Below are 23,979 nucleotides of genomic sequence, written 5' to 3' on the forward strand. Positions count from 1 at the left end.
AACAGTAGATGTTGTCGAAATAGAGAGAAAGATTTGGAATTTTCTCATTTGCAGAGTTGTTCCAAGTCAACAATTATGGTACGCTTCACAAAGAATAGAAACGAGAGGTAATGATATGGAAGAACGATCTCAACGCAGAAAAAAGAAAAGACGCCTCAGAAAATGGGTGAAATTTGTACTGGTTTTTGCCGCTTTCTTATTGGTGATCGCCGGTTCCGTCGGCACCTACGCATTTGTGAAACTGAATAGTGCGACCAAAGAAGCGCACGTCAGCCTTGACCGCGGCGACCAGTCCGTGAAACGGATCAAAGAGTTTGATCCGAAGAAGGATTCTTTCACCGTATTGCTTTTAGGAATAGACGCCCGTGACAATAAGGGCGAATCAGTAGATGACGCAAGAAGTGACGCCAACGTGCTTGTCACCTTCAACCGGAAAAAGAAAACAGCGACAATGCTCAGCATCCCGCGGGATTCCTATGTCAATATCCCGGGACACGGCTATGACAAATTCGCGCACGCACATGCTTACGGCGGTTATAATTTAACTTATAAAACAGTAGAAAACATGCTTGATATTCCGGTAGATTATGTGGTTGAGAGCAACTTTAACGCATTCCGGGATGTCGTCAATGAATTGAACGGCGTTACGGTAAATGTGAAAAGCCAGAAAATTGCCGATCGTATTAAAGTCGATACAAAAGGAAAAGTCGTGCTGAAGCCGGGCGTTCAGATGCTTGACGGCGAGCAGGCATTGGCTTATGTAAGAACACGCAAAGCGGACACCGATCTGATGCGGGGACAAAGACAGATGGAAGTGCTGAGCGCCATTATTAACAAATCTAAATCGTTAAGCTCGATCCCTTCTTATGACGATATCGTCGACAGCTTAGGGAAAAACTTAAAAATGAACTTATCTCTTAATGATGCCATCGGCCTGTTTCCGTTTATCACATCGCTGAAAAAAGTGGATTCTTTGCAGCTGACAGGTTCAGACAGCTATATTTACACTCCTCAGTACGGCAAAAATATTTATTACTTCAAGCTGAATGAGGAGAAGCTTCAAGAAGTGAAAGCGACATTAAAAAAAGATTTAGACGAGTAAGATGTCACGGCGGGGTTTCAGCAAACCCCGCCGTTTTTCTGTTGAAAAAAAGGACATGAAGGTATAGCCTTTTAACTGACGGCTTTCTGTGCTGATTTCACAAAAAGCTGAACATACTACATGAAGCAGCTTTATTTTTAAGGAGGGCATCCATACATATGAAATTGATAGCCATTGACTTAGACGGCACATTACTGAACTCGGAAAGTGTGATTTCTCCGGAAAACAGAGCGGCTTTACAAAGAGCGGATGAATCGGGCATTCTTGTGGCCATCTGTACGGGCAGAGCCACTTTTGACGTTAAGGCGCTCTTAAAAGATTTGGATATTCCGATCATTGCGGCAAACGGCGGGACAGTTCACGACAAAGGATACCGCCTCATCAGCCGGTTCTTAATGGATCAGCAGGCCGGTAAGGATATCGCCGCTTATTTAACGGGAAACGATATTTACTTTGAGGTTTATACGGATGATCATCTCTTGTCTCCGTTTGACGGCGAGTCCAAACTGCAGGCGGAACTGGACATTCTGAAAAGCGCCAATCCTGAGGAAGATATTCAGACATTGTGGGAGGGCGCAAAGACGCAGTTCAAACAATTCGGCATTAAACCCGTGCAGGATATACAGGCGATTTTTGACGGAGACGAACATATTTACAAGCTCCTTTGTTTCTCTTTTGATATGGAAAAACTGAAAAACGCCAAAGAAGAAATTACACATCACCCGAAATTATCCCAGACTTCTTCCGGAAAACACATTATCGAAATCCTCCCTGCCGGTTCCGGAAAGGGACGGGCTCTGAGGGAGCTTGCTTCACTGTACGGAATAGAAAAACAGGATATTTACGCCATCGGCGACAGCCCGAATGACTTCTCCATGTTTGAAGCGGCCGGAAACCGCATCGCCATGGGCAATGCGATTGATGAACTGAAAGAAAAAAGCACATATATTACAAAAAGCAATGATGAAAACGGTGTTGCCTATTTCATCAACCGGCTTCTCGACAATGAACAATAAAAAATCTGTCCGGCAAAAGCCAGGTCTTCCACGACCTGGCTTTTCATGTTTCCAAAAAGGAGTTTCATGATGTCGAATGCAATCGCTATTATTGGATTTTCAGCTTTTCTCTTCGCACTTGGATACGGAATATTCCATCTCATATGCAAAGCAGTAAAAAAAGAAAAACGTTTTTCAAAAAAGCTGTTTTGGCCCCTTCTCATCGGCGGGTTTATCCTGTTCTTAATCGGAGGCTCCTCGGCAGAGCCGGACACAGCGGCCGTGAAAGCGGAGGAGAAATACAGCACCCTTGATACGGCTAATCAAAAATTGACGAAGGAACATCAGGCGCTTGAGAAAAAATATGAAAGCATCAGCGCCGCGGCCGAAAAGGAAAAATCCGAGGCCGAAGCAGGCAATGAAGAAAAACTCAGCAAACTCAGCAAAGAAATAAATGAGCTGAAAAAAACAAACAAATCACTCAAACAAGACAATGAGAAATTAAAAGATTCACAAAAGAAACTCGAAAAGGCCGCTGAAACGCTTCAGTCAGAAAATAAAACATTAAAGCGGCAAAAGGAAGAAACAAAAACAGCCGGAAACGCTGAATCGGCGCAAAACACAGCCTCTTCCTCCGGCGGGCATGCAGAAACGAAGGCAGCCGACACCTCACAGGGATGCAACATTAAAGGCAGCCGAAACGGCATTTATCACACGCCGGGAAGTACATACTACGATCGGACGACAGATCCAGTGGAAATGTTCTGTTCTGTAGAGGAAGCGGAAGCGGCGGGATTCAGAGCGCCGAAACGGTAAATAGAAAAGACGTCAGAGATACTCTCTGACGTCTTTTTTTACGGAAGCCGGATGCTGCCCGTATACTTGTCCTTCCAATAAGCGCTCGTATTCATATTTGTTATGGTCACGCCTGCTGACAGAGTGACATGAATAACTTGTCCGTTGCCGATATAAATGGCCGGGTTCAGGCTTTCCGCTTTAAAAAAGACCAGATCGCCCGGCTTCAAATCCTGTTTACTGACTGGAGCGCCCGCCTGCATCTGCTTCTCCGCGTAACGCGGCAGGCTGATTCCTTTTGCTTTTTGATAGACGTATTGAACAAATCCCGCCGTATCAAAGCCGGTTTCCGGTGAAGCGCCGCCTTTCAGATAAGAAATTCCGATATAATCAGCCGCTGTTGACACCACGGGATTATCTTTGGAAATGGCCAGATTGCTGAATCGGCGCACCCCTGTATAATGTTTTTTCCAATAATCTTCTGACAAGTAGGAAATGGTGACTTTTGCAGAGCGGCTCGCTTGGATGAATCTTCCCTCTCCCGCATAAATGCCCGCATGGGAAATTCCTTTTTTATACGTATCGCTGAAATAAATCACGTCCCCGGGCTTTATGCTGCTCAGTTTTATTTTCTCACCGACCAGCCACTGCTGTTCCGCAGATCTCGGCAGGTAAATGTGAAGCTTGTTTTCAAAAACATATTGGACAAGCCCTGAACAGTCGAATCCCTCTTCAGGTGTGCTTCCGCCGAATACATACGGAATGTCGAGATAACGGGCGGCCTCCTGAACGATCGGATTATCAGCCAGCTCCGGATCTTTTGTAATCCGTTTTGCGCCAAGATATAAATTCATCCAATAATTGCTTTTTTGAAAGCTTGTGACGGTTACGCCTGCTGACGGAGAACTGTGTATCATCTCTCCATTTCCGATATAAAGGCCGTCTTGGACGGGCACGGTTTGTAATGAATCCGACTTTTTGAAAAAAACAATATCCCCCGGTAAAAGCTCATTTTCTTTGACGGCAGCTCCGACTTTCCATTGATCACTGACCGTTCTCGGCAGATGGATGTTCTGCCTGCTGAAAAGATACTGCATCAATCCGGACGGATCAAAACCGTCCTTAGGCTCGTCGCCTCCGTAAACATATTTATTTCCGACAAGTTTTTGCGCGTCTGAAACCATCAGGGCAGAAACTTGAGAATCCGCTTCAGCAATTTCCGTTCTCGTTACTGCAGGTGCCACAAGACAAATCATAAGGCCGGCAAGGATGTACTTCCTCCAGCTTGTGAGCATGTTTTCTGTTCACTCTCCTTATTTTTACTAGTTCTTACATCGGTAACTTTAAGTAAATGTTTAGGAGAGTATAAAAAAAGAATGCCCGATACGGGCATTCTTTACTGGATTCGGTACAAAAAATATGCCGGCAAGCGGAAGCATGCGCTTATTTTGCGCCCGCTGTGTCCTCCTGCTGAATTTTTTGCATTTCTGTGTCAATTTTTTGTTTTTCCTGATCTGTGAGCTGATCATTGAATTTAAAAGCTGACATAAACATAAATACCATAATGATTGCGGCAAACGGCCATCCTGCTTTAATGATTTTCATTTGTTTTTCACTCCGCTTTCTTTTTTAAGATATCGCTGTGATCCACATCAAACGTTAATTTTCCGTCCTTGACGCTCCACTTGAAATTCGATTCTTTCGTCAGTTCACGTATGATTGTTTTATGGTTAATGCTGCCTTTTTTAACCGGCGCAGGCGTTGCTTCGTGAATGTTCATCGGTGTGACTTCAAAGCGTCCCGTGCCGTTTTTCTGCAGGTGATATTGAACAAGCGCCGTGTCTCTCGTTCTTGTCCATCCTTGGTCAAATACGAAGTTGCCCAGGCTGTAGAAAATAACGGTGCCGTGGTACATTTCGATCGGTTCAAGCACGTGCGGATGGTGTCCGACGATAATATCCGCTCCGGCATCTGACATTGCTCTTGCCAATTGGCGCTGTCTGTCATTCGGATCATTATCGTATTCCTGTCCCCAGTGTGTTTGAACAATGACGAGGTCTGCATTCTTTTTGGCTTTAGAGATCATCGGAATAAACAGCTCAGGATCGGCCGGAAGCACACCGGGCGCATTTCGTTTAGCTGCAAAGCCTTTTCCGGAAACATCGGTGAATCCTAACGTTGCGATTTTGACTCCGTTTACATCTTGATATGAAATGTTCTCCTCGGCTTCTTTAAGCGTCAGGCCTGCACCGACAAGTTCAAGGTTCTGCTTTGAAAATTCTTCAACCGTATCCCGCATTCCTTGAGGGCCGTAATCCATCGCATGGTTGTTGGCTGCCGTCAGAACGGTGAAATTCATGTCTTTCAGTACTTTTACGGCATCTTTGTTTGACTGAAGGTGGATATTTTTTTCTGCTTCCTTGTAGTTCTTTTTATATGTTACCGGGTTTTCAAAGTTCCCCGACACATAATCGGATGCTTCGAAGAATGGCTTTGCGTAGCGGAAGACGCTTTCCGTTCCGTTATGCTTTGTCACTTTCTCCACATTCCGGCCCATCATAATATCTCCGACGAATGAGGCTGACACAAGGTCATCGGCATTTCTTTTTACACTCGGCGTCTCCGCCTTCCCTGTCAGGATGCAGACGAACATCAGGCAAAAGACGATCGGCAGTGCGATAAAAACGTGAAGATTGGTCTTCTTTTTCTGCTGTTTGGTCAGCTTCAGCAGTTTTTCTTGAAAGGTTAATTGTTTTTTCATCGTTTGACACACCTTACATTAGATTAAGTAGTAAGCAAACATAATGGCAAAAGTTGCGCCGCTTAAGAACAGCGTGCTGGCAAATGTAATCGTTAATCCCTGTTTCTGAATGGTGTTGGCGATCAGACCCGGTACAATGATACCGATTCCGCGGAATTCTGATATCTCAAACGGTACGATCGGGTAAAGAAAATCAAGTGCGATTTTTAAGCAGATTCCCGTAATCAGCATTGCTGCGAATTTTCTGCGTCCGTACAAAATCATAAATCTGGATAAACCGTATTTGACGATGACGTATGTAAGAAGACTCACTAACAGCACGAGTAAAATAAAGACCGGCTGGTTAAAAACGAGTCCTAAATAACCCGGTACGACTAAACCGGCAGGTACGATACCTGTTTTTTCCGCAAAAATTAAACTGATTAACACGCCTAAAATAAGTGAGATATATAAATCTGATCCGAACATTTATCCTTTTCCTCCTAGCTAACGAGCTGTTTCACCTTATACTCTTGGATTTTTTCAATTAATGGTTCCGCTGAACCGTGGATATTGCCGACGCCATATATGACACGGTTTTGCATTCTTGTTTTCAGCACGTCCATGATTTCGTCTGTTGATTTATATTCCAGATCGTGCAGTGTATCAGCAGGAATCTTGCCTTCTTCATAAGCTCTGACGATCGGTTCTGTTGTCTCGCCGATGAGAATGAGTTCCTTCGTTTTAATGTACGGAAGCACGTCGTTGGCAAACTGAATCGTTCTGTCCACGCGGTCGGCGCGGCAGTTCATGATAACAATCGGTTCATCTGTCGGGTAGCCGATTTCCTTTACACGTTTCCATATATTTAAAGTAGAAGATGCATCATTTGCGGCAAAGCCGTTTACGAAATGACCGGGTTCCTTCGTGCTGAGCAGCGGCAGAATTCTCATGGCGCCAGGATCAGGCGGCGCATTCAGCATTCCTTTAAACGCTGTTTCTTCATCTATACCAAGAGCTTGGGCAACACCGAGCGCAAGGGAAGCGTTATCAGGAAAGACCATATATTCGAATTTCCGCAGGTATTCATCAGTAATTTTAGAGTTATCCGCAATAATAACTTCGGTATTCCGCTCTGCGGCTTTTTCTTTAAAGAAATCTGTGTATTCACTGTCTGTAATCACAAGATGGCCGTTATATGGAATTGTCGCTGTAAATGCTTCAGCAATTTCATCAAGCGTCGGCCCCATAACGTCCATATGGTCTTCAAGCACATTCACGATGACGCCGATGTTGGCTTGAAGCAGTTCTTCCTGAAAGATAATCTGATAATCCGGGTTTACCGCCATACATTCACTGACAATGGCATTGGCGCCCCGTTCTACGGTTTCCTTCATTACCTCTTTTTGCTCGCCGATATTCGGGCCCTGCGGTTTCCGTTTGATCGGTTTCTCCTCAGGTGTATCCCAATAGATCATCCTTGCATCTGTTCCCGTCGTTTTTCCGACTGTTTTGTAGCCCGCCTCCATCAGTATTCCGGTCGTCAGCCTCGTTACGGTTGACTTGCCGCGGATACCATTAATATTGACGCGTACTGGCAGAGCATCGATATTCTTCTGATGCCGCCTTTTTTCAATGATTCCGATGATTAGTACGGCAGCACAGGCTATAATGAGTAACCACATTGATTTTTGACATCTCCTTCAGTATTGATAAATTCATTCATCAGTATATAGCTTCACTATGAATTCTCAATCGGCATTATGTAACATAATCTCCTCGCCTGCACTAAGCCAAACTTCTCTATTAGCGGCGCTATTCTTCCTATTATCGAATTGCTTTTTTTGGGAATAGGCAGGACTTCGAACTTACTTCAATTTTTTTCGAGAAAAATGAATGCGTTTACATTTGCCTGCGGATATTCGTTTGGACTAAATGGACTATTTGCGTTCCGGAAGAAAAAGATGCAATCATAATCCATCTTTTCACAGCCCGTTATATCAGCATTTTCCGCACTGCGCATACGATTCGGGACTCTCCGTCCGCTGGATGCAGACTGCCTTTTTTGTTAAGGATAAGGTCATAAAGTCATTCATTTTCCCCCATATCCTGCTGTCAGTCCTATTCCAAAATAACTATCGGAATGACTTGCACATGACAGAAACAGACGGGTCCGGAGTGTTTACAGGAAATACACAATTTATATGCGGAAAGTCTATTTGCTTTTGTTCCGTATACAGGACATTTATCACTCTTTTGAAATAATTTTAATAAATCTTTATATTCGTTCAAGAAATGTTCATCCATATTTGTGAAGTTCTTGGTAAAACATCAAGCATCATCAATAAATTCCTCTATTTTATAAAATGCATAAAAAGGAATAGCCGCTGAAAACTACAGATAACGCGGAAAGGAGGCGGTCTGATGTCTGCGGATATACAAAACAAACGGCTTCCCGGTGATTTTGAATCGGCTGTACGAAAAATGCAGGAACTGATGTGTGTTTGCGGTGATTTTAAAATACGAAGGATCAAACTGCAGGATCGTCAAACCGCTTTTTTTTATATTGAACAAATGATAGAAGAACAGAAGCTGAATGAGTTTCTGTTAAGCGACAGCTTGCAGAACGGCTCACTTGAGGAAGCGATGGATGCTGTCAGCAGTGCGGAAACGGATGAGATCAGAAAAATTATCGACGGGATTTTGGCCGGACAGGTTGTTTTTCTCAGCGATGCGTCAAGTAAGGCGAAGCTGTTCTCTGTCGGGCAGAATCCGCTGCGTTCCATTATGGAACCAGAATCTGAAAGCATCGTCCGCGGGGCCCATGACGGGTTTGTGGAAAGTTTGGAAACGAACATTCATCAGCTGCGGTTTCACATACAGGACCGCCACCTCTCCGTTCATTATATGGATATCGGAAAACGGGCCAAATCAAAGGTTGCAGTCATTTTTGTTGAGAATATCGCCAATCCGGAGATTGTGGAGGAAGTGAAGCGGCGCCTTTCGTACCTGCGTATCGACAGTGTGCTTGCGCCCGGAATTATCGAGGAGTCGATAGAAGATAATTCGTTTTCCATATTTCCGCAGATCGTTCATACGGAGCGGCCGGATAAAGCAAAAGCAAGCGTGATGGAAGGCTGTGTCCTCATCATGATGGATGGGAGCCCGTCAGCCTTAATTGCGCCGATCACGTTCTTTTCATTTTTTCAATCGCCGGATGACTACAGCACAAGGTGGATTTCCGCCAGTTTTTTGAGGGTGCTGAGATTTTTCGCCTTTATGATCGCGATTACGCTGCCCGCTTTTTATATTGCGCTGATTGCGTTCCATTTTGAAGTCATTCCCAACGATCTGATTATTACCATGAAAAATTCGATTGTTGATATTCCCTTCCCTCCGCTGATAGAAGCCATGATTATGGAGATTACGATTGAACTGATCCGCGAAGCCGGTATCAGGCTCCCGAAACCGATCAGTCAGACGATCGGCATTGTCGGCGGTCTCGTGATCGGTGACGCAGTCGTTCAGGCGGGACTCATTTCAAATATGATGATTATCGTCGTAGCCGTTACGGCTGTTTCCTCTTTTGTGCTTCCTTCATATGAAATGAGCACGTCCATTCGAACGCTCAGATTTCCGCTTATGTTTCTGGCATCATCGTTCGGTTTTATCGGTATCGGGCTCGGCTTCGGGCTTATCCTGATGAACCTGTGCAAGCTTGAATCTCTCGGGGTTCCTTATCTATCATCTCTGACGCCGTTTCATTTCAGTGACTTAAAGGATGCGTTTATCCGGCTTCCGGCTTGGTTCATTAAAAGAAGGCCGTTTTATTTGAGGCCGCAAGACTCAAAGCAGATTAAACATGTTCGGGGGTGGAGAAAAGATGAAGACTAAAAAAATCAGCCGGCTTCAAGCAGTATTTTTCATTAATCAGACGCAGATCAGCATCGGCATTTTGGCGCTGCCCCACTTGCTGATGATGAAATCGGGAAGCAGCGGGTGGATTTCCATTCTGCTCACCGGACTGCTTGTCCAGCTAACATTCAGTCTGTATATGATATTATTTCACCGGTTTCCGAAGATGAATCTGTACGAAATGCTGGAGGAGGTGTTCGGAACATTCGCCGGCAAAGGGCTGCAAGTGCTGTATATTTTATATTTCACGTTTCTCTGCACGCTCATTCTTTCTGTATTTACAAGGATCTTGGATATCTGGGTGCTCCCTCTGACTCCGAATTGGGTGATCTGCTTAATGCTGATACTCGGTTCTGTCTATATCGCCCAAGCCCCGCTGAATGCTATCGCCAGGTTCAGCTTTATCTTAACGCCATTTTTGCTGCTGATCTCTCTGCCGCTTTTATACACGCTGGGAAAAGCTGATGTGACAAACATTATGCCGATTTTTCACGGAACCGCCAAAGACATGCTGACCGGGGTGCAGCAGACACTGGTCAGCATTACCGGCTTTCAGGCAGCGCTTGTAATCGGGCCCCTTATCAACTGCACCGTCAGCCAGCGCTACAAAATAATGACGATTTCAAACGTCTGTATTGTCCTTTACTATCTGTACATCACCCTTACTTGCTTTGTCACAATCAGCCCCGAAGAAATAAAGATTATCCCGGAGCCTGTGCTGTATTTGTTAAAAACCGTTTCATTCAGAATTATCGAACGGACGGATCTGCTCTTTTTGACATTTTGGTTCGTGACCGTCTTTTCAACATTGGCCAACGTGTTTTATTTGGCAAGCACCGGAATGGCCAAGCTGTTCAACAAAAAAGACCACAGCCGGTTTGTTTATCTGCTGGCCCCGCTCGTCTTTCTTCCATCTATTTGGGCCATAAGCACGGATAAAACGATACAGCAGCTGGATCAGGTTTTCCGTCTTTCCAATATTGTCTTTGTGTATTTGTTTCCGGCGTTTATGACATTGATTGTCCTTGTACGCAAAAAGGGTGTCCGCCATGCGCATTAAAAAAGCGCTTCTTATCAGTCTCATGTGTGCAAGCCTTACGCTTACGGGCTGCTGGGACCAAAATTTATTTAAAGATATTTCTCTCGTGCTGACCGCAAGCCTCGACGTGGATCAAGACGGTAAAAATAAAATCGGCATCACCTATCGGAAGGTTCAATCCTCCCAGGCGGAACAGGAAACAGGCGGCTCCTTCATTACGACGGTGCTCAGCGCTTCAGGGCACACCATCCGTGAAGCGCGGTTCCAATTGGATAAGCTTGTCGATCAGCGCATTGACACGTCCAAGCAAAGAGTCTTATTAATCGGTGAGAAAATGGCGGAAAAACCGCTCTTTCCATACCTCGATGTATTTTACAGGGATCCGAAAAGTCCGCTCCTCGCTCATCCGGCGGTTGTAAAGGACGGCGAGGCGATTGAAGTGCTGAAGCTGATCGTCCGGCAGAAATTGATCGTCAGCAAGTATTTAACGAATTTATTAACAAGCGCTTATACGGAATCAAATATCAGCATGGAAAATTTGCAATCCATCCGTTCAAGCATGCTGACAACTAATGAGGATTTCGCCCTTCCTTATTTATCGATTAACGGACAGACCATAAAGGTAGAGGGTTCAGCCCTGTTCAGCGGTCAGCGGAAAGTGACTGAGGTGCTCGGTCAGGATTCGACCCTTCTGACTCTTTTAAGCGGGCAATTTAATAAATCGGCCAATATTAATCTGAAGCTGTGGGACAAATACAAAATGTATATTGAAAATTACATTTCTCTCGGCATCACGGATACCTCGAGAAAGATTGTATTTTTAGATACAGATCCTCAGCATTTGAAAGTAAAAATTCGTTTAAACCTGAATGCACGTGTCTTGGAGTATCCGAAGGACAAACTGAGTTCTTATACGGCTATCGGCCAAATTAACAAACAGGCTTCAGCCAATCTGAATGAACAGGCCAGATCGGTGATCAGGCATATTCAAGAGCATAACTCGGATATTTTCGGCATCGGCCGGAGATACCAAACCCATTATTATGAGCGGGGCAAGCATCTCAATTGGCGTGAGATCTACCCTTCCATTGAGATTGTTCCTGATATCAAAGTCAATATCTCACAAATCGGTATCGTGAATTAAAGGAGGCCCCGGCCTCTTTTTTTGTTGCCAATCGAAATTATTCGTGGTACCCTTTCTATGTAAACGGTTACATAAATGAAGGAGGAGTGTTTGTTGGCAACGATTAAAGATGTCGCAGGCGCTGCCGGCGTCTCTGTTGCCACGGTCTCGCGTGTCCTCAATGACAATGGCTACGTGCATGAAGATACAAGAACAAAGGTCATGCTGGCCATGGAGAAGCTGAATTATTATCCGAATGAAGTTGCCCGTTCTCTTAATAAAAGAGAATCACGACTGGTCGGGCTTTTGCTTCCGGATATTACGAATCCCTTTTTCCCGCAGCTTGCCCGCGGCGCTGAAGACGAATTGCAGCGGGAAGGATACCGGCTGATCATCGGCAACAGCGATGAAGAATTGGAAAAAGAACTCGATTACCTGCAAACATTTAAACAAAATCAAGTTGCCGGTATTTTGGCAGCTACCAATTATCCCGACCTTCCCGAATACAGCGGCAGCCTTTACCCGGTCGTATTTCTGGATCGGACAAAAGAAGGCGCCCCGTCCGTATTCAGTGACGGACGGGCAGGCGGAAAACGAGCGGCTGAAGAAATGCTCCGCGGCAAAAGCACAAGCATCACGCTTGTCAAAGGCCCCGGCCACCTTCAAACCGCTCAGGAACGTTTTAACGGCGCACTTGATGTGCTGCAAAAAGCCGGCGCGCAGTTCAATGTCATCTCCGCCGCTTCATTTTCCATCAAGGATGCGGCCATTTTAGCAGAAGAATTGTTTGCCGCATACCCGGAAACCGACGGGGTCATCGCCAGCAACGATATTGCGGCGGCTGCCGTACTCCATGAGGCGCTGCGGCTCGGTAAAAAAGTTCCGGAGGAGATTCAGATTATCGGATATGACGATATTCCGCAGAGCGGGCTTTTATTCCCGCCCCTTTCAACCATTCGCCAGCCTGCATATGAGATGGGAAAACGAGCGGCAAACCTGCTGCTGCAATTGATAAAGAAAGAACCGCCGAAAGAGACGGCCATACAAATGCCCGTGACATACATAAAAAGACAAACGACGAGAAAGGATGATCACCGTGAGTGAAATTTGTGTTATCGGAAGCTGTTCTATGGATCTTGTCGTCACATCTGAACGACGCCCGAAAGCGGGAGAAACCGTACTGGGCGCAGACTTTCAAACCGTGCCCGGAGGAAAAGGCGCCAATCAGGCCGTAGCAGCTTCCCGCCTGGGCGCAAACGTATATATGGTAGGAAAAGCAGGCAGTGACAGTTACGGAAAAGCGATTATTGAAAATCTGCAGGCAAACGGTGTCAATACGGACTATATGGAAACGATTACACACAAAAAAAGCGGAACGGCTCATATTGTGCTCGCAGAAGGAGATAACAGCATCGTCGTCGTAAAAGGCGCAAACGATGACATCTCCCCTGCTTATGCCAAAAGAGCGCTCGCGAAACTTCCCGGCATTGACATTGTGCTGATCCAGCAGGAGATCCCTGAAGAAACCGTTGAAGAAGTGTGCAGCTACTGCCGCGCGCATCAAATTCCGGTTATCCTGAATCCGGCGCCGGCCCGCCCGCTGAAACAATCAACCATTGAGAATGCCGCTTATCTTACGCCGAACGAACATGAAGCATCCATTTTATTTCCTGATCGGACGAAAGAAGAAGCACTCGCCGGCTATCCCGGCAAATTGTTTATTACCGAAGGAAAACAAGGCGTGCGGTTCTCAGACGGCACCGCGGAACGGCTCGTTCCCTCCTTCCCTGTTGAAGCGGTCGACACGACGGGAGCCGGCGATACCTTTAATGCGGCATTTGCCGTCGCACTCGCGGAAGGACAGGACATCGAACAAGCGCTTCTGTTTGCCAACCGCGCCGCCTCCCTGTCCGTGCAGCACTTCGGCGCCCAAGGCGGCATGCCTGTCAGAAAAGAAGTCGAGGAGTTGCTGTCATGAAGAAACACGGAATGTTAAACAGCCACATTGCCAAAGTATTAGCCGATCTCGGGCATACAGACCTCATCGCAATCGCCGATGCGGGTCTCCCCGTCCCTGATGGTGTCCCTAAAATTGATGTGTCCTTAACGGCGGGCGTTCCCGCCTTTCGGGACGTCACCAAACTGGTCGCCGGAGAAATGGCAGTCGAAAAGGTGGTTGCCGCCTCTGAAATCAAAGACGCAAATCCTGAGAATACAAGATTTATAGAAAACCATTTCTCAGAGCAGACGATCGAATACATGTCCCATGAAGAATTTAAACGGCTCACACGGAAAGCAAAAGCCGTCATCCGAACGGGTGAAATGACGCCATACGCCAACTGCATCCTGCAGGCGGGCGTGATTTTTTAGAAAGAAGGGATCCAGCATGCACATCGGCATGACAGACATTCATAAAGCCTTCGGGAAAAACCAAGTGCTCTCCGGCGTCTCATTTGAGCTTCTGCCGGGAGAAATCCACGCTTTAATGGGAGAAAACGGAGCGGGCAAATCGACTTTAATGAATCTGCTCACCGGGCTGCACCGGCTTGACAAAGGAAATATTACGATAAACGGAACAAATATGAGCTTCTCCAATCCGAAAGAAGCCGAAAAACACGGAATCGCCTTTATCCATCAGGAGCTGAATATATGGCCGGACATGACGGTGCTTGAAAACCTCTTTATCGGTAAAGAGCTGACGACGGCATTCGGTGTTTTGGAAACGAAGAAAATGAAAACGCTAGCAAAATCACAGCTTGAAAAACTGGGTGTCTCGCTCCCTCTTGATCGGGAAGCCGGACAATGTTCCGTCGGACAGCAGCAGATGATTGAGATTGCCAAAGCGCTGATGACAAACGCCGAAGTCATTATTATGGACGAACCGACCGCAGCGCTGACCGAACGGGAAATCAGCAAGCTGTTTGAAGTGATGACGGCGTTAAAGCAGGACGGCGTATCAATCGTCTATATATCGCACCGAATGGAAGAAATTTTTTCAATTTGCGACCGGATCACCATTATGCGGAACGGCCTTACTGTCGACACGGCGCATATTAAAGACACCAATTTTGATGAAGTGGTCAAAAAAATGGTCGGGCGGGAGCTGACCGATCGATATCCGACACGTACACCGTCACTCGGCGATAAGGTGCTCGAAGTGAAAAACGCCTCAAAAAAAGGAAGCTTTTCACAGGTCAGTTTCCATGTGCGCGCCGGAGAAATCCTCGGCGTTTCCGGCTTAATGGGTGCCGGACGGACAGAAATCATGAGGGCGCTGTTCGGAATTGACCGGCTCGATTCCGGAGAGATCCGGATTTCCGGCCGAAAAACCGACATTCGGAATCCATATGATGCCATCCGCAAGGGACTGGGTCTGATTACAGAAAACCGCAAAGATGAAGGGCTGCTGCTGGATACGTCCATTCGTGAAAACATCTCATTGCCGAACCTGACCAGTTTCTCTCCGAAAGGCATCATTGACCGAAAACGCGAGGCGGAGTTCGTTGAATTGCTCATCAAACGGCTGACGATTAAAACCGCTTCTCCGGAAATCGCGGCGCGGCACTTATCAGGAGGAAATCAGCAAAAAGTCGTCATCGCCAAGTGGATCGGTATCGGCCCAAAAGTTCTCATCCTCGATGAACCGACAAGGGGCGTCGATGTAGGCGCGAAACGGGAAATCTATTCATTAATGAATGAACTGACCGATCGCGGAGTCGCCATCATCATGGTTTCTTCCGAGCTGCCGGAAATTCTCGGCATGAGTGACAGAATCATCGTCGTCCATGAAGGCCGCATCAATGGAGAAATCAGTGCGGCCGGCGCAACACAAGAACACATCATGACACTTGCCACGGGAGGGCAGCAGAATGAAAACTGAACCAATGACACCAACTGAACAAAAGCGTTTTTCCATTCATACCTTCACGCAAAAACTCGGTCCGTTTCTCGGCTTACTGATTCTTGTGTTGATCGTTTCTGTGTTAAACCCGAGTTTTCTTGAACCGCTCAATATTCTCAACCTTCTTCGGCAGGTTGCGATTAACGCACTGATCGCATTCGGAATGACATTTGTCATTTTAACGGGCGGCATTGATCTCTCTGTCGGAGCCATCCTCGCCTTATCAAGCGCATTAGTCGCCGGTATGATGGTATCAGGCATTGACCCGATCTTAGCCGTCATCCTCGGCTGCGCGATCGGCGCCGTACTCGGTATGATCAACGGATTCTTAATAACAAAAGGGAAAATGGCGCCGTTCATCGCCACTTTAGCGACAATGACTGTCTTTCGGGGACTGACTCTCGTCTATACGGACGGAAATCCGATTACGGGTCTCGGTACAAACTACGCTTTTCAATTATTCGGACGCGGGTATTTTCTCGGCATCCCCGTCCCCGCCATTACGATGCTGATTGCATTTGCGGCCCTATGGATTCTTCTCCACAAAACACCGTTCGGCCGCCGGACATACGCCATCGGCGGCAATGAGAAAGCGGCGCTGATATCGGGAATCAAAGTACCCCGTATCAAGATCATGATCTATTCTCTGACAGGTTTATTATCGGCGCTGGCGGGAGCGATTCTGACATCACGCCTAAATTCCGCACAGCCGACGGCCGGGGAATCATACGAGCTGGACGCCATCGCAGCGGTTGTTCTCGGCGGAACGAGTTTGTCCGGCGGACGGGGGCGCATCATCGGAACGCTGATCGGGGTTTTGATTATCGGAACGCTGAACAACGGTTTGAACCTTCTCGGCGTATCATCTTTTTATCAGCTCGTCGTCAAAGGAATCGTCATTTTAATCGCGGTGCTGCTGGACCGCAAAAAATCGGCATAGTAGGAGGATCATTATGAAGAAAGCCATCATCGCGATTGCGGCATTATCACTGTTTTTGCTGTCCGCCTGTTCACTTGAACCGCCCCAATGGGCAAAGCCGTCAAACGCAAAACATAAAAAAGAATTTACAATCGGACTGTCCGTCTCCACTTTGAATAACCCATTCTTCGTTTCATTAAAAGAAGGCGTTGTAAAGGAAGCCAAAAAACGCGGTATGAAGGTCATCATTGTCGATGCTCAAAATGATTCATCAAAACAGTCGAATGACGTAGAAGATCTGATCCAGCAGGGCGTCGATGCACTGCTGATCAATCCGACCGACTCATCAGCGATTTCAACCGCCGTCGAATCGGCAAATTCCCTCGGCATTCCTGTCATTGCGCTTGATCGTTCAGCCGAACACGGCAAAGTCGAAACGCTTGTCGCCTCTGACAATGTCAAAGGAGGAGAGATGGCGGCCGGCTACCTCGCCGACCAGCTCGGAAAAGGCGCCAAGGTGGCAGAATTGCAAGGGGTTCCGGGTGCATCGGCGACTCGGGAACGCGGAACGGGCTTTCATCATATTGCCGACAAAAAGCTGGATGTCGTAACGAAACAAGCGGCTGATTTTGACCGCACAAAAGGATTAACCGTCATGGAAAACCTGCTTCAGGGCCACCCTGACATCAAAGCCGTGTTTGCCCATAATGATGAAATGGCGCTCGGTGCGCTCGAAGCGATCAACAGCTCAGGCAAACACATTCTGGTCGTCGGTTTTGACGGAAATAAGGATGCGATTTCTTCCATTAAAAACGGGAAGCTGACAGCCACGGTCGCCCAGCAGCCGGAACTGATCGGAAAACTGGCGGCCGAAGCGGCGGAACAGGTGCTAAAAGGAGAAAAAATCAAAAAAACCATTTCCGCTCCATTGAAACTTCAAACGCAAAAGTAACCGTCTGATGTTTATACTTCCGGAAAAACGTGAAAGGAAGAAGTAAAAGGAGAGATAGAGATGAAGAAAACAGCCAAAGCGGCATCCATCCTGACTCTTGCAGCGGGAATATCAGCGGCTTCCGCTGCCGGAATAACGCCTCTTCCCGCGACACACGCGCAAGAAGCGGTCAAGATTGACGATCTGTACAGCTATCCGCTTGATTCTTATCTCGTTTCCGCGGAAGCATTGAACGTCAGAACAAAAGCATCAGCAGCCAGTCCGAAAGCTGATATCCTTCATTTAGGCGACAGCTTAAAGGTTGTTTCATTCCCGAGCGCTGACTGGGCAAAAGTTCATTATAAAAACGGAAAAACAGGATTTGTATCTACTCATTATATTGTTAAAGAAGCAACCACCGTAAAAACAACGGCAAAAACTAAAGTATTTACAGAAAAACAAGCGGTCAAAGCTTCCCTTGCTAAAAACACGAGCGTTTCTTTCTTAGGCTGGAAAAAAACAGCCGGCGGCGGCATTGATTTCGGCTGGGCGCTTGTCGATTACGGCGGCGCAACGGGATATATCAGCACAAAAGATCTGCAAAAACTGACATAATATCAAAACGGATTTCGCAAATTCAGCGCGAAATCCGTTTTTTTCTTTCTGACAGTCAAAAATGTCGGGGATTCGAAATATTTCTCAGGAAATATTGTCGGATGAAAACGAATCGGCGGCTCATTTTAAAATGATTTCTTTATGTAAGCAGCCAGACGTTTGGCATTGTCATGAATATCCGTCGCATCCGCCCCATTTACACCGTACAGCGCGAAAGCCGGCAAATAGGTCATACCTGTAAAATTAGCCATTGCCTGAAACGGCCTTAACAGCTCGCTCAATGTAAAGTGATTGGACCCTCCTGCCTGGTATGCATCCTCTCCGGCACCTACGGAAACTGCCAGCATCAATTCTTTGCCGTGCAGCGCCTTTCCTTTGGAGCCGTAGGCCCAGCCGTACGACAGCACATGATCCATCCATGTTTTTAAAAGCGGAGGCGCACTGTACCAATACAGCGGAAATTGAAATACGATTCGGTCATACTGTTCACACAGATGACGTTCTTTTTCCGCATCGATTTGCCCGTCCGGATATTCTTTATAAAGCTCACGGACCGTGAGTTCATCATGTTTTTTTAATTCTTCTGTCCATGCCTTATTGACCGCTGAGTTCTCCATGTCAGGGTGAACCGCTAATACCAATACTTTCACAGCTACCACACCTTTCCCTTTTGTCTGTATTTTACCTAATCATTGCCGATTCAGCCAAATAAAAAGAAAGCCCCGAAGAAAAATGGGCTTTCTTTTTTCATTTATTCAGGGCTTCCTTCGGTTGTTTCAATATCCTTCGCGAAATTAGGATTATCTAAATTTGCGTTGAAAAAGTCCGCCGTATTCGGAAGCTTGAGGTTCATGTTCATTTTTTGAGAAATGGTCACTTTGCAATCATTAATGACATAGTCAAACACATGCCCGCCGGAATTGCGCCCTTCATCAATGAAGTGCAGGTGATATCCGGAAACGGCGATGCCGTTTGCGTAACCCGGTGTCCAGAAGCCGGCGATCGTTCCCTGAATGTCGTCAAAGTTGAACACAGGCTGTGTTTTCACCGCTTCGATCATCGGAACGTACGGCTTCTCCTGACGCTCTACCGTTCTGGTCTGCACCTTTTTAAATACGCCGTCTAAACGGATCGCATAAAATAAGTTTTTACTAGGCAGAAGGCTGGCGATTTCCTGCTCGAATTCTTCACGGGTCATTTCGCCGTCGATCGTATGCGTCATATCCGGTGTGAAAAATGTGAAGGAGCAGAATGGTGACAGGTCTCCGCTTTTAACAGGCGTAGCCGTTCCGTCGCCGCGCAGGCGGTAAAATTGTCCGTCAAAACCGATTAATTCGCCGTCCAGTTTGTTGAAAGTGCCGATTCCGAAATCACCGAACTTCGGAATGTCAGCCATATCAAAATCTCCGTCATATACTCCATCCAGCAGAGATGTCATAGTTGATACTTGATAAACCTGATCCTCAGGTGAGCCTTTGTCTCCGCGGCCCATCACTTGGATGTCACTTGCGTTTTTCATATTCCCTTCACTCCTTTTAAATTGGGCTGTTTTAGTAAACAGATCATGGTGCGCAGAGTGCTAGAGAGCTTTTGCTTTCATTTTTTCTTTGAATTGCTTCGGAAGCATGTCGCTTGATAAATGGACGTTGTCACTGTAATCGACAGGAATGTCGATGATGACAGGACCCTCTGTGTTCAAGCCTTTTTGCAGCACGTCTGCCAGCTGTTCCGGTGACTCAACGCGCAAGCCGGTGGCGCCGAAGCTTTCTGCATATTTTACGATGTCAATGTTTCCGAAATCTACGCATGATGTACGGTTATATTTTTTCATTTGCTGGAATGCGACCATATCATATGTGCTGTCATTCCAGACAAGGTGAACGATCGGCGATTTTAAGCGGACCGCCGTTTCCAGTTCCATTGCCGAGAACAGGAATCCTCCGTCTCCTGAAACGGATACGACTTTTTCACCCGGATTCACCAATGTGGCGGCAATCGCCCAAGGAAGCGCTACGCCCAATGTCTGCATGCCGTTGCTGATCATCAGCTTCAGCGGCTCATAAGCGCGGAAGTAACGGGACATCCAGATGGCGTGAGAGCCGATGTCACAAGTAACGGTTACGTCGTCATCAATTGCGCTGCGCAGTTCTTGGACGATTTGCAGAGGATGCACTCTGCCGGATTTATGGTCGCTTGGAGCCTTCTCGCTGTCAGAGAGTATTTGTTTTAATTCGTTCAGCACTTCACGTTCACGGCTGCCCATATCAAATCTCACCGCGTCGTGCTCAATTTGTTTGACCGTTGCGGCGATATCGCCCAGTAATTCTAATTCCGGCTGATACGCATGATCGATATCGGCCTGAATTTCGTCAAGATGGATAATATCACGGTCGCCGTTTACATTCCAGAACTTCGGATCGTATTCAATCGGATCGTAACCGATCGTTAATACGACATCCGCCTGTTCAAGCAGAAGATCGCCCGGCTGGTTGCGGAACAGTCCGATCCGGCCGAAATATTGGTCTTCCAGTTCTCTGGACAATGTGCCGGCCCCTTGGTACGTTTCCACGAAAGGCAATTTTGTTTTAGCAAGCAGTTTGCGGATTTGTTTTACCGCCTCCGGTCTTCCGCCTTTCATGCCGACTAACAGAACGGGAAGTTTCGCCGTCTGGATTTTCGCGATAGCCGCACTGACCGCTTCTTCCGGTGCAGGGCCTTGTTTCGGCACCGGCACGCTGCGTACGTTTTTCACAGTTGTGATTTCATTCACAACATCCTGCGGAAAGCTCACAAAAGCCGCGCCGGCCTGACCTGCTGACGCTGCCCTGAAGGCGTTTGTTACCGCTTCTGGTATATTCCCTGTTTCCTGTACTTCTACACTGTATTTTGTGATCGGCTGAAATAGCGCCGCATTGTCCAATGATTGGTGTGTCCGTTTTAACCGGTCTGCGCGAATCACGTTTCCCGCCAGTGCAACTACCGGATCACCTTCTGTATTAGCCGTTAACAAGCCGGTCGCCAAGTTGGATGCCCCCGGGCCTGAAGTAACGAGACAAACGCCAGGTTTTCCTGTCAGTCTTCCGACAGCCGCTGCCATAAACGCAGCGTTCTGTTCGTGACGGCATAAAACCAGTTCAGGTCCTTTATCTTTTAACGCATCAAATACTGCATCAATTTTTGCACCCGGAATGCCAAAAACATGTGTGACACCTTGCTCCACTAAGCAATCAACAACAAGCTCCGCCCCGCGATTTTTACCAGAGGTTTTTAGTTCATTTGTTGCTTTTGCCAACACCCTCACTCCTTATTATGCATATTAAATATAAAATTTTAAGTAATTTGTGATATTATTCACTATACACTCTTTGGAAATTGACCTCCAATATCAATTCGCCGTATGATTAATATGTTTCACGAATAATTAACAAAGGGAAAGGAATGGATAAGGATGGAGCTTCGCCATCTTCAATACTTTATTGCCGTTGCCGAAGAACTTCATTTCGGCAAAGCTGCGCTTCGGTTAAATATGACACAGCCTCCTCTCAGCCAGCAGATCAAACAGCTTGAGAAGGAAGTCGGCGTGACTTTATTAAAGCGCACGAAACGGGTTGTAGAGCTTTCAGCTGCCGGAGAAAGTTTTTTAAAACACAGCAGAAACGCGATCGAACAAATTGACAAAGCGATTGAAATGGCGCAGAGGACCGCACGGGGAGAGCTCGGCCGCCTTGTCGTCGGTTTTGTCGGCTCGGCCACATATGAATTTCTGCCGCCGATCATTCGGGAATTCCGTGAAAAGTTCCCTTCCGTCAAACTGGATCTGCGTGAAATTTCCTCTTTCAGACAGCAGGAAGAGCTTCTGAAGGGAAACATTGATATCGGCATCCTTCATCCGCCTTTACAGCATTCGGCTTTACATATGGAAAAGGTGCAGAGCAGTCCTTGCATTCTGGCTTTGCCGAAGCAGCACCCGCTTACCGCCAAACAGACAATCGATATTCAGGATTTAAAGAACCAACCGATTATCACACTTGCGAAAGAAACATGGCCGACTTTATACCTGGAATTTGTAAACTTTTGCGAGCAGGCGGGCTTCAAACCGAAAATCGTTCAGGAAGCGACGGAGTATCAAATGGTGATCGGGTTGGTAAGCGCCGGAATCGGTGTGACCTTCGTACCTTCTTCAGCTAAAAAGCTGTTTAATCTCGAAGTCGCCTATCGCGACATCAATCAGGTTCAGCTTACCGCCGAATGGGTCATCGCCTACCGAAAGGACAATCAAAACCCGATCCTGAAACATTTCTTGGAGATTATGAATAAACGCCAGGCTTTATTGCAGGCGGATAAGGAAAATGCATAAAAAAAGAGGGCGCCGAAAAGCAGCCTCTTTTTTTGTGTGCTTATATGGAATTTTATTAAATTAGTAGAAACGCTCAGTACACCTTTCGTCCTGTACTCGTATACATACAGTACAACTGATCAGGAGGGATAAAAATAACGGGGCGGCAATGGCCCATTCAAAAAGGAGGCAGAACACATTACACATATTAGCGTCATTTTGACCCTGATTTCTTTCTTTGCGACTATTATTTTTATATTTTGGAGACCCGGGGGAATAAATGAAGCCGTTCCGGCAGCGCTGGGCGCCATTCTCGTATTGTTAAGCGGAACCGTTTCCTTTCATGATTTAGGAGATATAGGGTCAAAAGTCACCGGAGCATCCATAACCATTATCTCCACAATGATTATGGCGATCGCGCTGGAAAGCTTCGGTTTTTTCAATTGGGCGGCAGCCAAGCTGCTCCATCGCGCCAGAGGGTCAGGCATCCGGCTTTTTTGGTTAACCAACCTGCTTTGTTTTTCAATGACGCTCTTTCTGAATAATGACGGCAGCGTTTTAATTACCACCCCTATTTTACTATTGGTATTACAGTATCTCGGACTTAAAAGACATCAAAAAACGCCGTATTTAATAAGCGGTGTATTAATCGCAACGGCAGCAAGCACCCCGATCGGCGTCAGTAATATCGTCAATTTAATTTCTCTCAAAATGATAGGCATGGATCTTTATTTATACACCAATATGATGTTTATCCCCGGTACGCTGGGACTGGTGTTTATGGCCTTTCTGCTGTTTGCTGTTTTTTACCGCCGCTTGCCGAAGCAGCTCCCCGATATTCCGGTTCATTTTGATTCGCTGGAACACAAAAGATATCATCCGCTTCAGCCTCCGCCGGACCTGACCCAAAACAGCCGCACAAACATCATGTTTTGTGTTTTGGCATTTGTATTGTTAGTACGGATCAGTCTGTTTGCAGCTTCTTACATCGGGATATCCGTTTCGCTTGTGGCAGTCATCAGTTCAGTCATTCTGCTTGGCTGGAGATGGTTTTATTTAAAAATCAGTCCGGCAGACTTATTAAGAAAAGCGCCCTGGCATATCTTTGTTTTTGCCTTCACGATGTATATTATCATCTACGGCCTTCATAATATCGGACTGACCGCATTGCTTGTGCAGTATATTGAGCCTTATGTCTCACAAAGCATCGCCCACGCAGCATCTATTATGGGAATTGCTACATCCGTCCTCTCCAATTTGTTCAATAACCATCCTGCCTTAATGATCAGCACCTTGACATTAACTGAAATGTCAATCGACCCTTTAACCGTTAAAATCATTTATTTGGCTAATATTATCGGCAGTGATATCGGATCATTGCTTCTGCCGATCGGGACATTAGCCACACTTATCTGGATGCATATCACCAGACAGCACGGCGAAAAAGTCTCTTGGTCGGAATATATAAAAACGACTATTATCGTTGTCCCTCTCACCGTTGTGTTTACCATTACCGTTTTATTTGTTTGGATCAGTTGGATTTATCTTTAGCTCCGATGAAAAAAACT

General features: G+C 46.5%; 23 protein-coding genes. 15 read left to right on the forward strand and 8 right to left on the reverse strand.

Annotation, left to right across the window (positions count from 1 at the left end; genetic code table 11):
* The first annotated feature begins 115 nt into the window (after nucleotides 1–115).
* From ACW5MY_RS17065 to ACW5MY_RS17075, 3 genes are all read left to right on the forward strand, one after another.
* Nucleotides 116–1,102 (forward strand): LCP family protein, encoded by a 987-nt coding sequence (locus tag ACW5MY_RS17065; protein ID WP_462061631.1) that lies wholly within the window; start codon nucleotides 116–118, stop codon nucleotides 1,100–1,102.
* Nucleotides 1,103–1,260: 158 nt separating this feature from the next.
* A complete protein-coding gene (locus tag ACW5MY_RS17070) occupies nucleotides 1,261–2,118 on the forward strand; it encodes a Cof-type HAD-IIB family hydrolase (RefSeq protein ID WP_013353819.1) in 858 nt (285 codons plus the stop codon).
* Between the two features lie 69 nt (nucleotides 2,119–2,187).
* On the forward strand, nucleotides 2,188–2,913 hold the full coding sequence (locus ACW5MY_RS17075) for a sunset domain-containing protein (protein ID WP_014472313.1): 726 nt from the start codon (nucleotides 2,188–2,190) through the stop codon (nucleotides 2,911–2,913).
* Between the two features lie 38 nt (nucleotides 2,914–2,951).
* Here ACW5MY_RS17075 and ACW5MY_RS17080 read toward each other — a convergent pair whose 3' ends face one another.
* The 5 genes from ACW5MY_RS17080 to pgsB all read right to left on the reverse strand — a co-directional run bounded on the left by ACW5MY_RS17080 (nucleotide 2,952) and on the right by pgsB (nucleotide 7,317).
* A complete protein-coding gene (locus ACW5MY_RS17080; protein ID WP_289393963.1) occupies nucleotides 2,952–4,187 on the reverse strand; it encodes a C40 family peptidase in 1,236 nt (411 codons plus the stop codon).
* A 148-nt stretch (nucleotides 4,188–4,335) separates the two neighbouring features.
* Nucleotides 4,336–4,497 (reverse strand): extrachromosomal elements maintenance protein EdmS, encoded by a 162-nt coding sequence (gene edmS, locus ACW5MY_RS17085; RefSeq protein ID WP_013353822.1) that lies wholly within the window; start codon nucleotides 4,495–4,497, stop codon nucleotides 4,336–4,338.
* A gap of 7 nt (nucleotides 4,498–4,504) precedes the next feature.
* Entirely contained in the window at nucleotides 4,505–5,653 is a 1,149-nt protein-coding gene (locus ACW5MY_RS17090) for a CapA family protein (protein ID WP_013353823.1), read from the reverse strand.
* Between the two features lie 18 nt (nucleotides 5,654–5,671).
* On the reverse strand, nucleotides 5,672–6,121 hold the full coding sequence (gene pgsC, locus ACW5MY_RS17095) for a poly-gamma-glutamate biosynthesis protein PgsC (protein WP_003151340.1): 450 nt from the start codon (nucleotides 6,119–6,121) through the stop codon (nucleotides 5,672–5,674).
* Between the two features lie 14 nt (nucleotides 6,122–6,135).
* A complete protein-coding gene (pgsB, locus tag ACW5MY_RS17100; RefSeq protein ID WP_003151337.1) occupies nucleotides 6,136–7,317 on the reverse strand; it encodes a poly-gamma-glutamate synthase PgsB in 1,182 nt (393 codons plus the stop codon).
* 739 nt (nucleotides 7,318–8,056) lie between these two features.
* Between pgsB and ACW5MY_RS17105 the strand changes: the two genes are divergently transcribed.
* The 10 genes from ACW5MY_RS17105 (at nucleotide 8,057) to ACW5MY_RS17150 (ending at nucleotide 18,075) form a co-directional block, all read left to right on the forward strand.
* On the forward strand, nucleotides 8,057–9,526 hold the full coding sequence (locus tag ACW5MY_RS17105; protein ID WP_014471106.1) for a spore germination protein: 1,470 nt from the start codon (nucleotides 8,057–8,059) through the stop codon (nucleotides 9,524–9,526).
* Nucleotides 9,516–10,607 (forward strand): GerAB/ArcD/ProY family transporter, encoded by a 1,092-nt coding sequence (locus ACW5MY_RS17110; protein WP_289393964.1) that lies wholly within the window; start codon nucleotides 9,516–9,518, stop codon nucleotides 10,605–10,607. Before ACW5MY_RS17105 ends, ACW5MY_RS17110 begins: the two co-directional genes overlap by 11 nt.
* On the forward strand, nucleotides 10,597–11,730 hold the full coding sequence (locus tag ACW5MY_RS17115) for a Ger(x)C family spore germination protein (RefSeq protein WP_462061632.1): 1,134 nt from the start codon (nucleotides 10,597–10,599) through the stop codon (nucleotides 11,728–11,730). Before ACW5MY_RS17110 ends, ACW5MY_RS17115 begins: the two co-directional genes overlap by 11 nt.
* 93 nt (nucleotides 11,731–11,823) lie before the next feature.
* Nucleotides 11,824–12,813, forward strand: coding sequence for a LacI family DNA-binding transcriptional regulator (locus tag ACW5MY_RS17120; protein WP_065522367.1), 990 nt, complete (start codon nucleotides 11,824–11,826; stop codon nucleotides 12,811–12,813).
* Complete coding sequence (rbsK, locus tag ACW5MY_RS17125) at nucleotides 12,806–13,687, forward strand: ribokinase (RefSeq protein ID WP_289393966.1); 882 nt, start codon at nucleotides 12,806–12,808, stop codon at nucleotides 13,685–13,687. Before ACW5MY_RS17120 ends, rbsK begins: the two co-directional genes overlap by 8 nt.
* Nucleotides 13,684–14,079, forward strand: a complete 396-nt coding sequence (gene rbsD, locus ACW5MY_RS17130; protein ID WP_289393967.1) for a D-ribose pyranase — start codon at nucleotides 13,684–13,686, stop codon at nucleotides 14,077–14,079. Before rbsK ends, rbsD begins: the two co-directional genes overlap by 4 nt.
* Nucleotides 14,080–14,095: 16 nt before the next feature.
* Nucleotides 14,096–15,589: a sugar ABC transporter ATP-binding protein gene (locus ACW5MY_RS17135; protein WP_289393968.1), complete on the forward strand. Its 1,494-nt coding sequence runs from the start codon at nucleotides 14,096–14,098 to the stop codon at nucleotides 15,587–15,589.
* A complete protein-coding gene (gene rbsC, locus ACW5MY_RS17140) occupies nucleotides 15,579–16,550 on the forward strand; it encodes a ribose ABC transporter permease RbsC (RefSeq protein ID WP_013353834.1) in 972 nt (323 codons plus the stop codon). Before ACW5MY_RS17135 ends, rbsC begins: the two co-directional genes overlap by 11 nt.
* Nucleotides 16,551–16,563: 13 nt before the next feature.
* Nucleotides 16,564–17,481 carry a ribose ABC transporter substrate-binding protein RbsB gene (gene rbsB / locus ACW5MY_RS17145; RefSeq protein WP_014471113.1) on the forward strand — a complete coding sequence of 306 codons (918 nt, stop codon included), beginning with the start codon at nucleotides 16,564–16,566 and terminating at the stop codon, nucleotides 17,479–17,481.
* 60 nt (nucleotides 17,482–17,541) lie between these two features.
* On the forward strand, nucleotides 17,542–18,075 hold the full coding sequence (locus tag ACW5MY_RS17150; protein WP_013353836.1) for an SH3 domain-containing protein: 534 nt from the start codon (nucleotides 17,542–17,544) through the stop codon (nucleotides 18,073–18,075).
* Between the two features lie 125 nt (nucleotides 18,076–18,200).
* On the opposite strand, the gene ACW5MY_RS17155 is transcribed toward ACW5MY_RS17150, so the two are convergent.
* The 3 genes from ACW5MY_RS17155 to alsS form a co-directional block, all read right to left on the reverse strand.
* On the reverse strand, nucleotides 18,201–18,725 hold the full coding sequence (locus ACW5MY_RS17155; RefSeq protein ID WP_041481679.1) for an NAD(P)H-dependent oxidoreductase: 525 nt from the start codon (nucleotides 18,723–18,725) through the stop codon (nucleotides 18,201–18,203).
* Nucleotides 18,726–18,826: 101 nt separating this feature from the next.
* Nucleotides 18,827–19,594, reverse strand: coding sequence for an acetolactate decarboxylase (budA, locus tag ACW5MY_RS17160; protein ID WP_013353838.1), 768 nt, complete (start codon nucleotides 19,592–19,594; stop codon nucleotides 18,827–18,829).
* 60 nt (nucleotides 19,595–19,654) lie between these two features.
* Nucleotides 19,655–21,367, reverse strand: a complete 1,713-nt coding sequence (gene alsS / locus ACW5MY_RS17165) for an acetolactate synthase AlsS (RefSeq protein ID WP_041481680.1) — start codon at nucleotides 21,365–21,367, stop codon at nucleotides 19,655–19,657.
* 156 nt (nucleotides 21,368–21,523) lie between these two features.
* Between alsS and alsR the strand changes: the two genes are divergently transcribed.
* On the forward strand, nucleotides 21,524–22,432 hold the full coding sequence (gene alsR, locus ACW5MY_RS17170) for an acetoin biosynthesis transcriptional regulator AlsR (protein WP_014471118.1): 909 nt from the start codon (nucleotides 21,524–21,526) through the stop codon (nucleotides 22,430–22,432).
* A 198-nt stretch (nucleotides 22,433–22,630) separates the two neighbouring features.
* Complete coding sequence (locus ACW5MY_RS17175) at nucleotides 22,631–23,962, forward strand: arsenic transporter (protein WP_013353841.1); 1,332 nt, start codon at nucleotides 22,631–22,633, stop codon at nucleotides 23,960–23,962.
* Nucleotides 23,963–23,979 lie beyond the last annotated feature (17 nt).

The organism is Bacillus sp. Bwzl_19 (assembly GCF_054900515.1).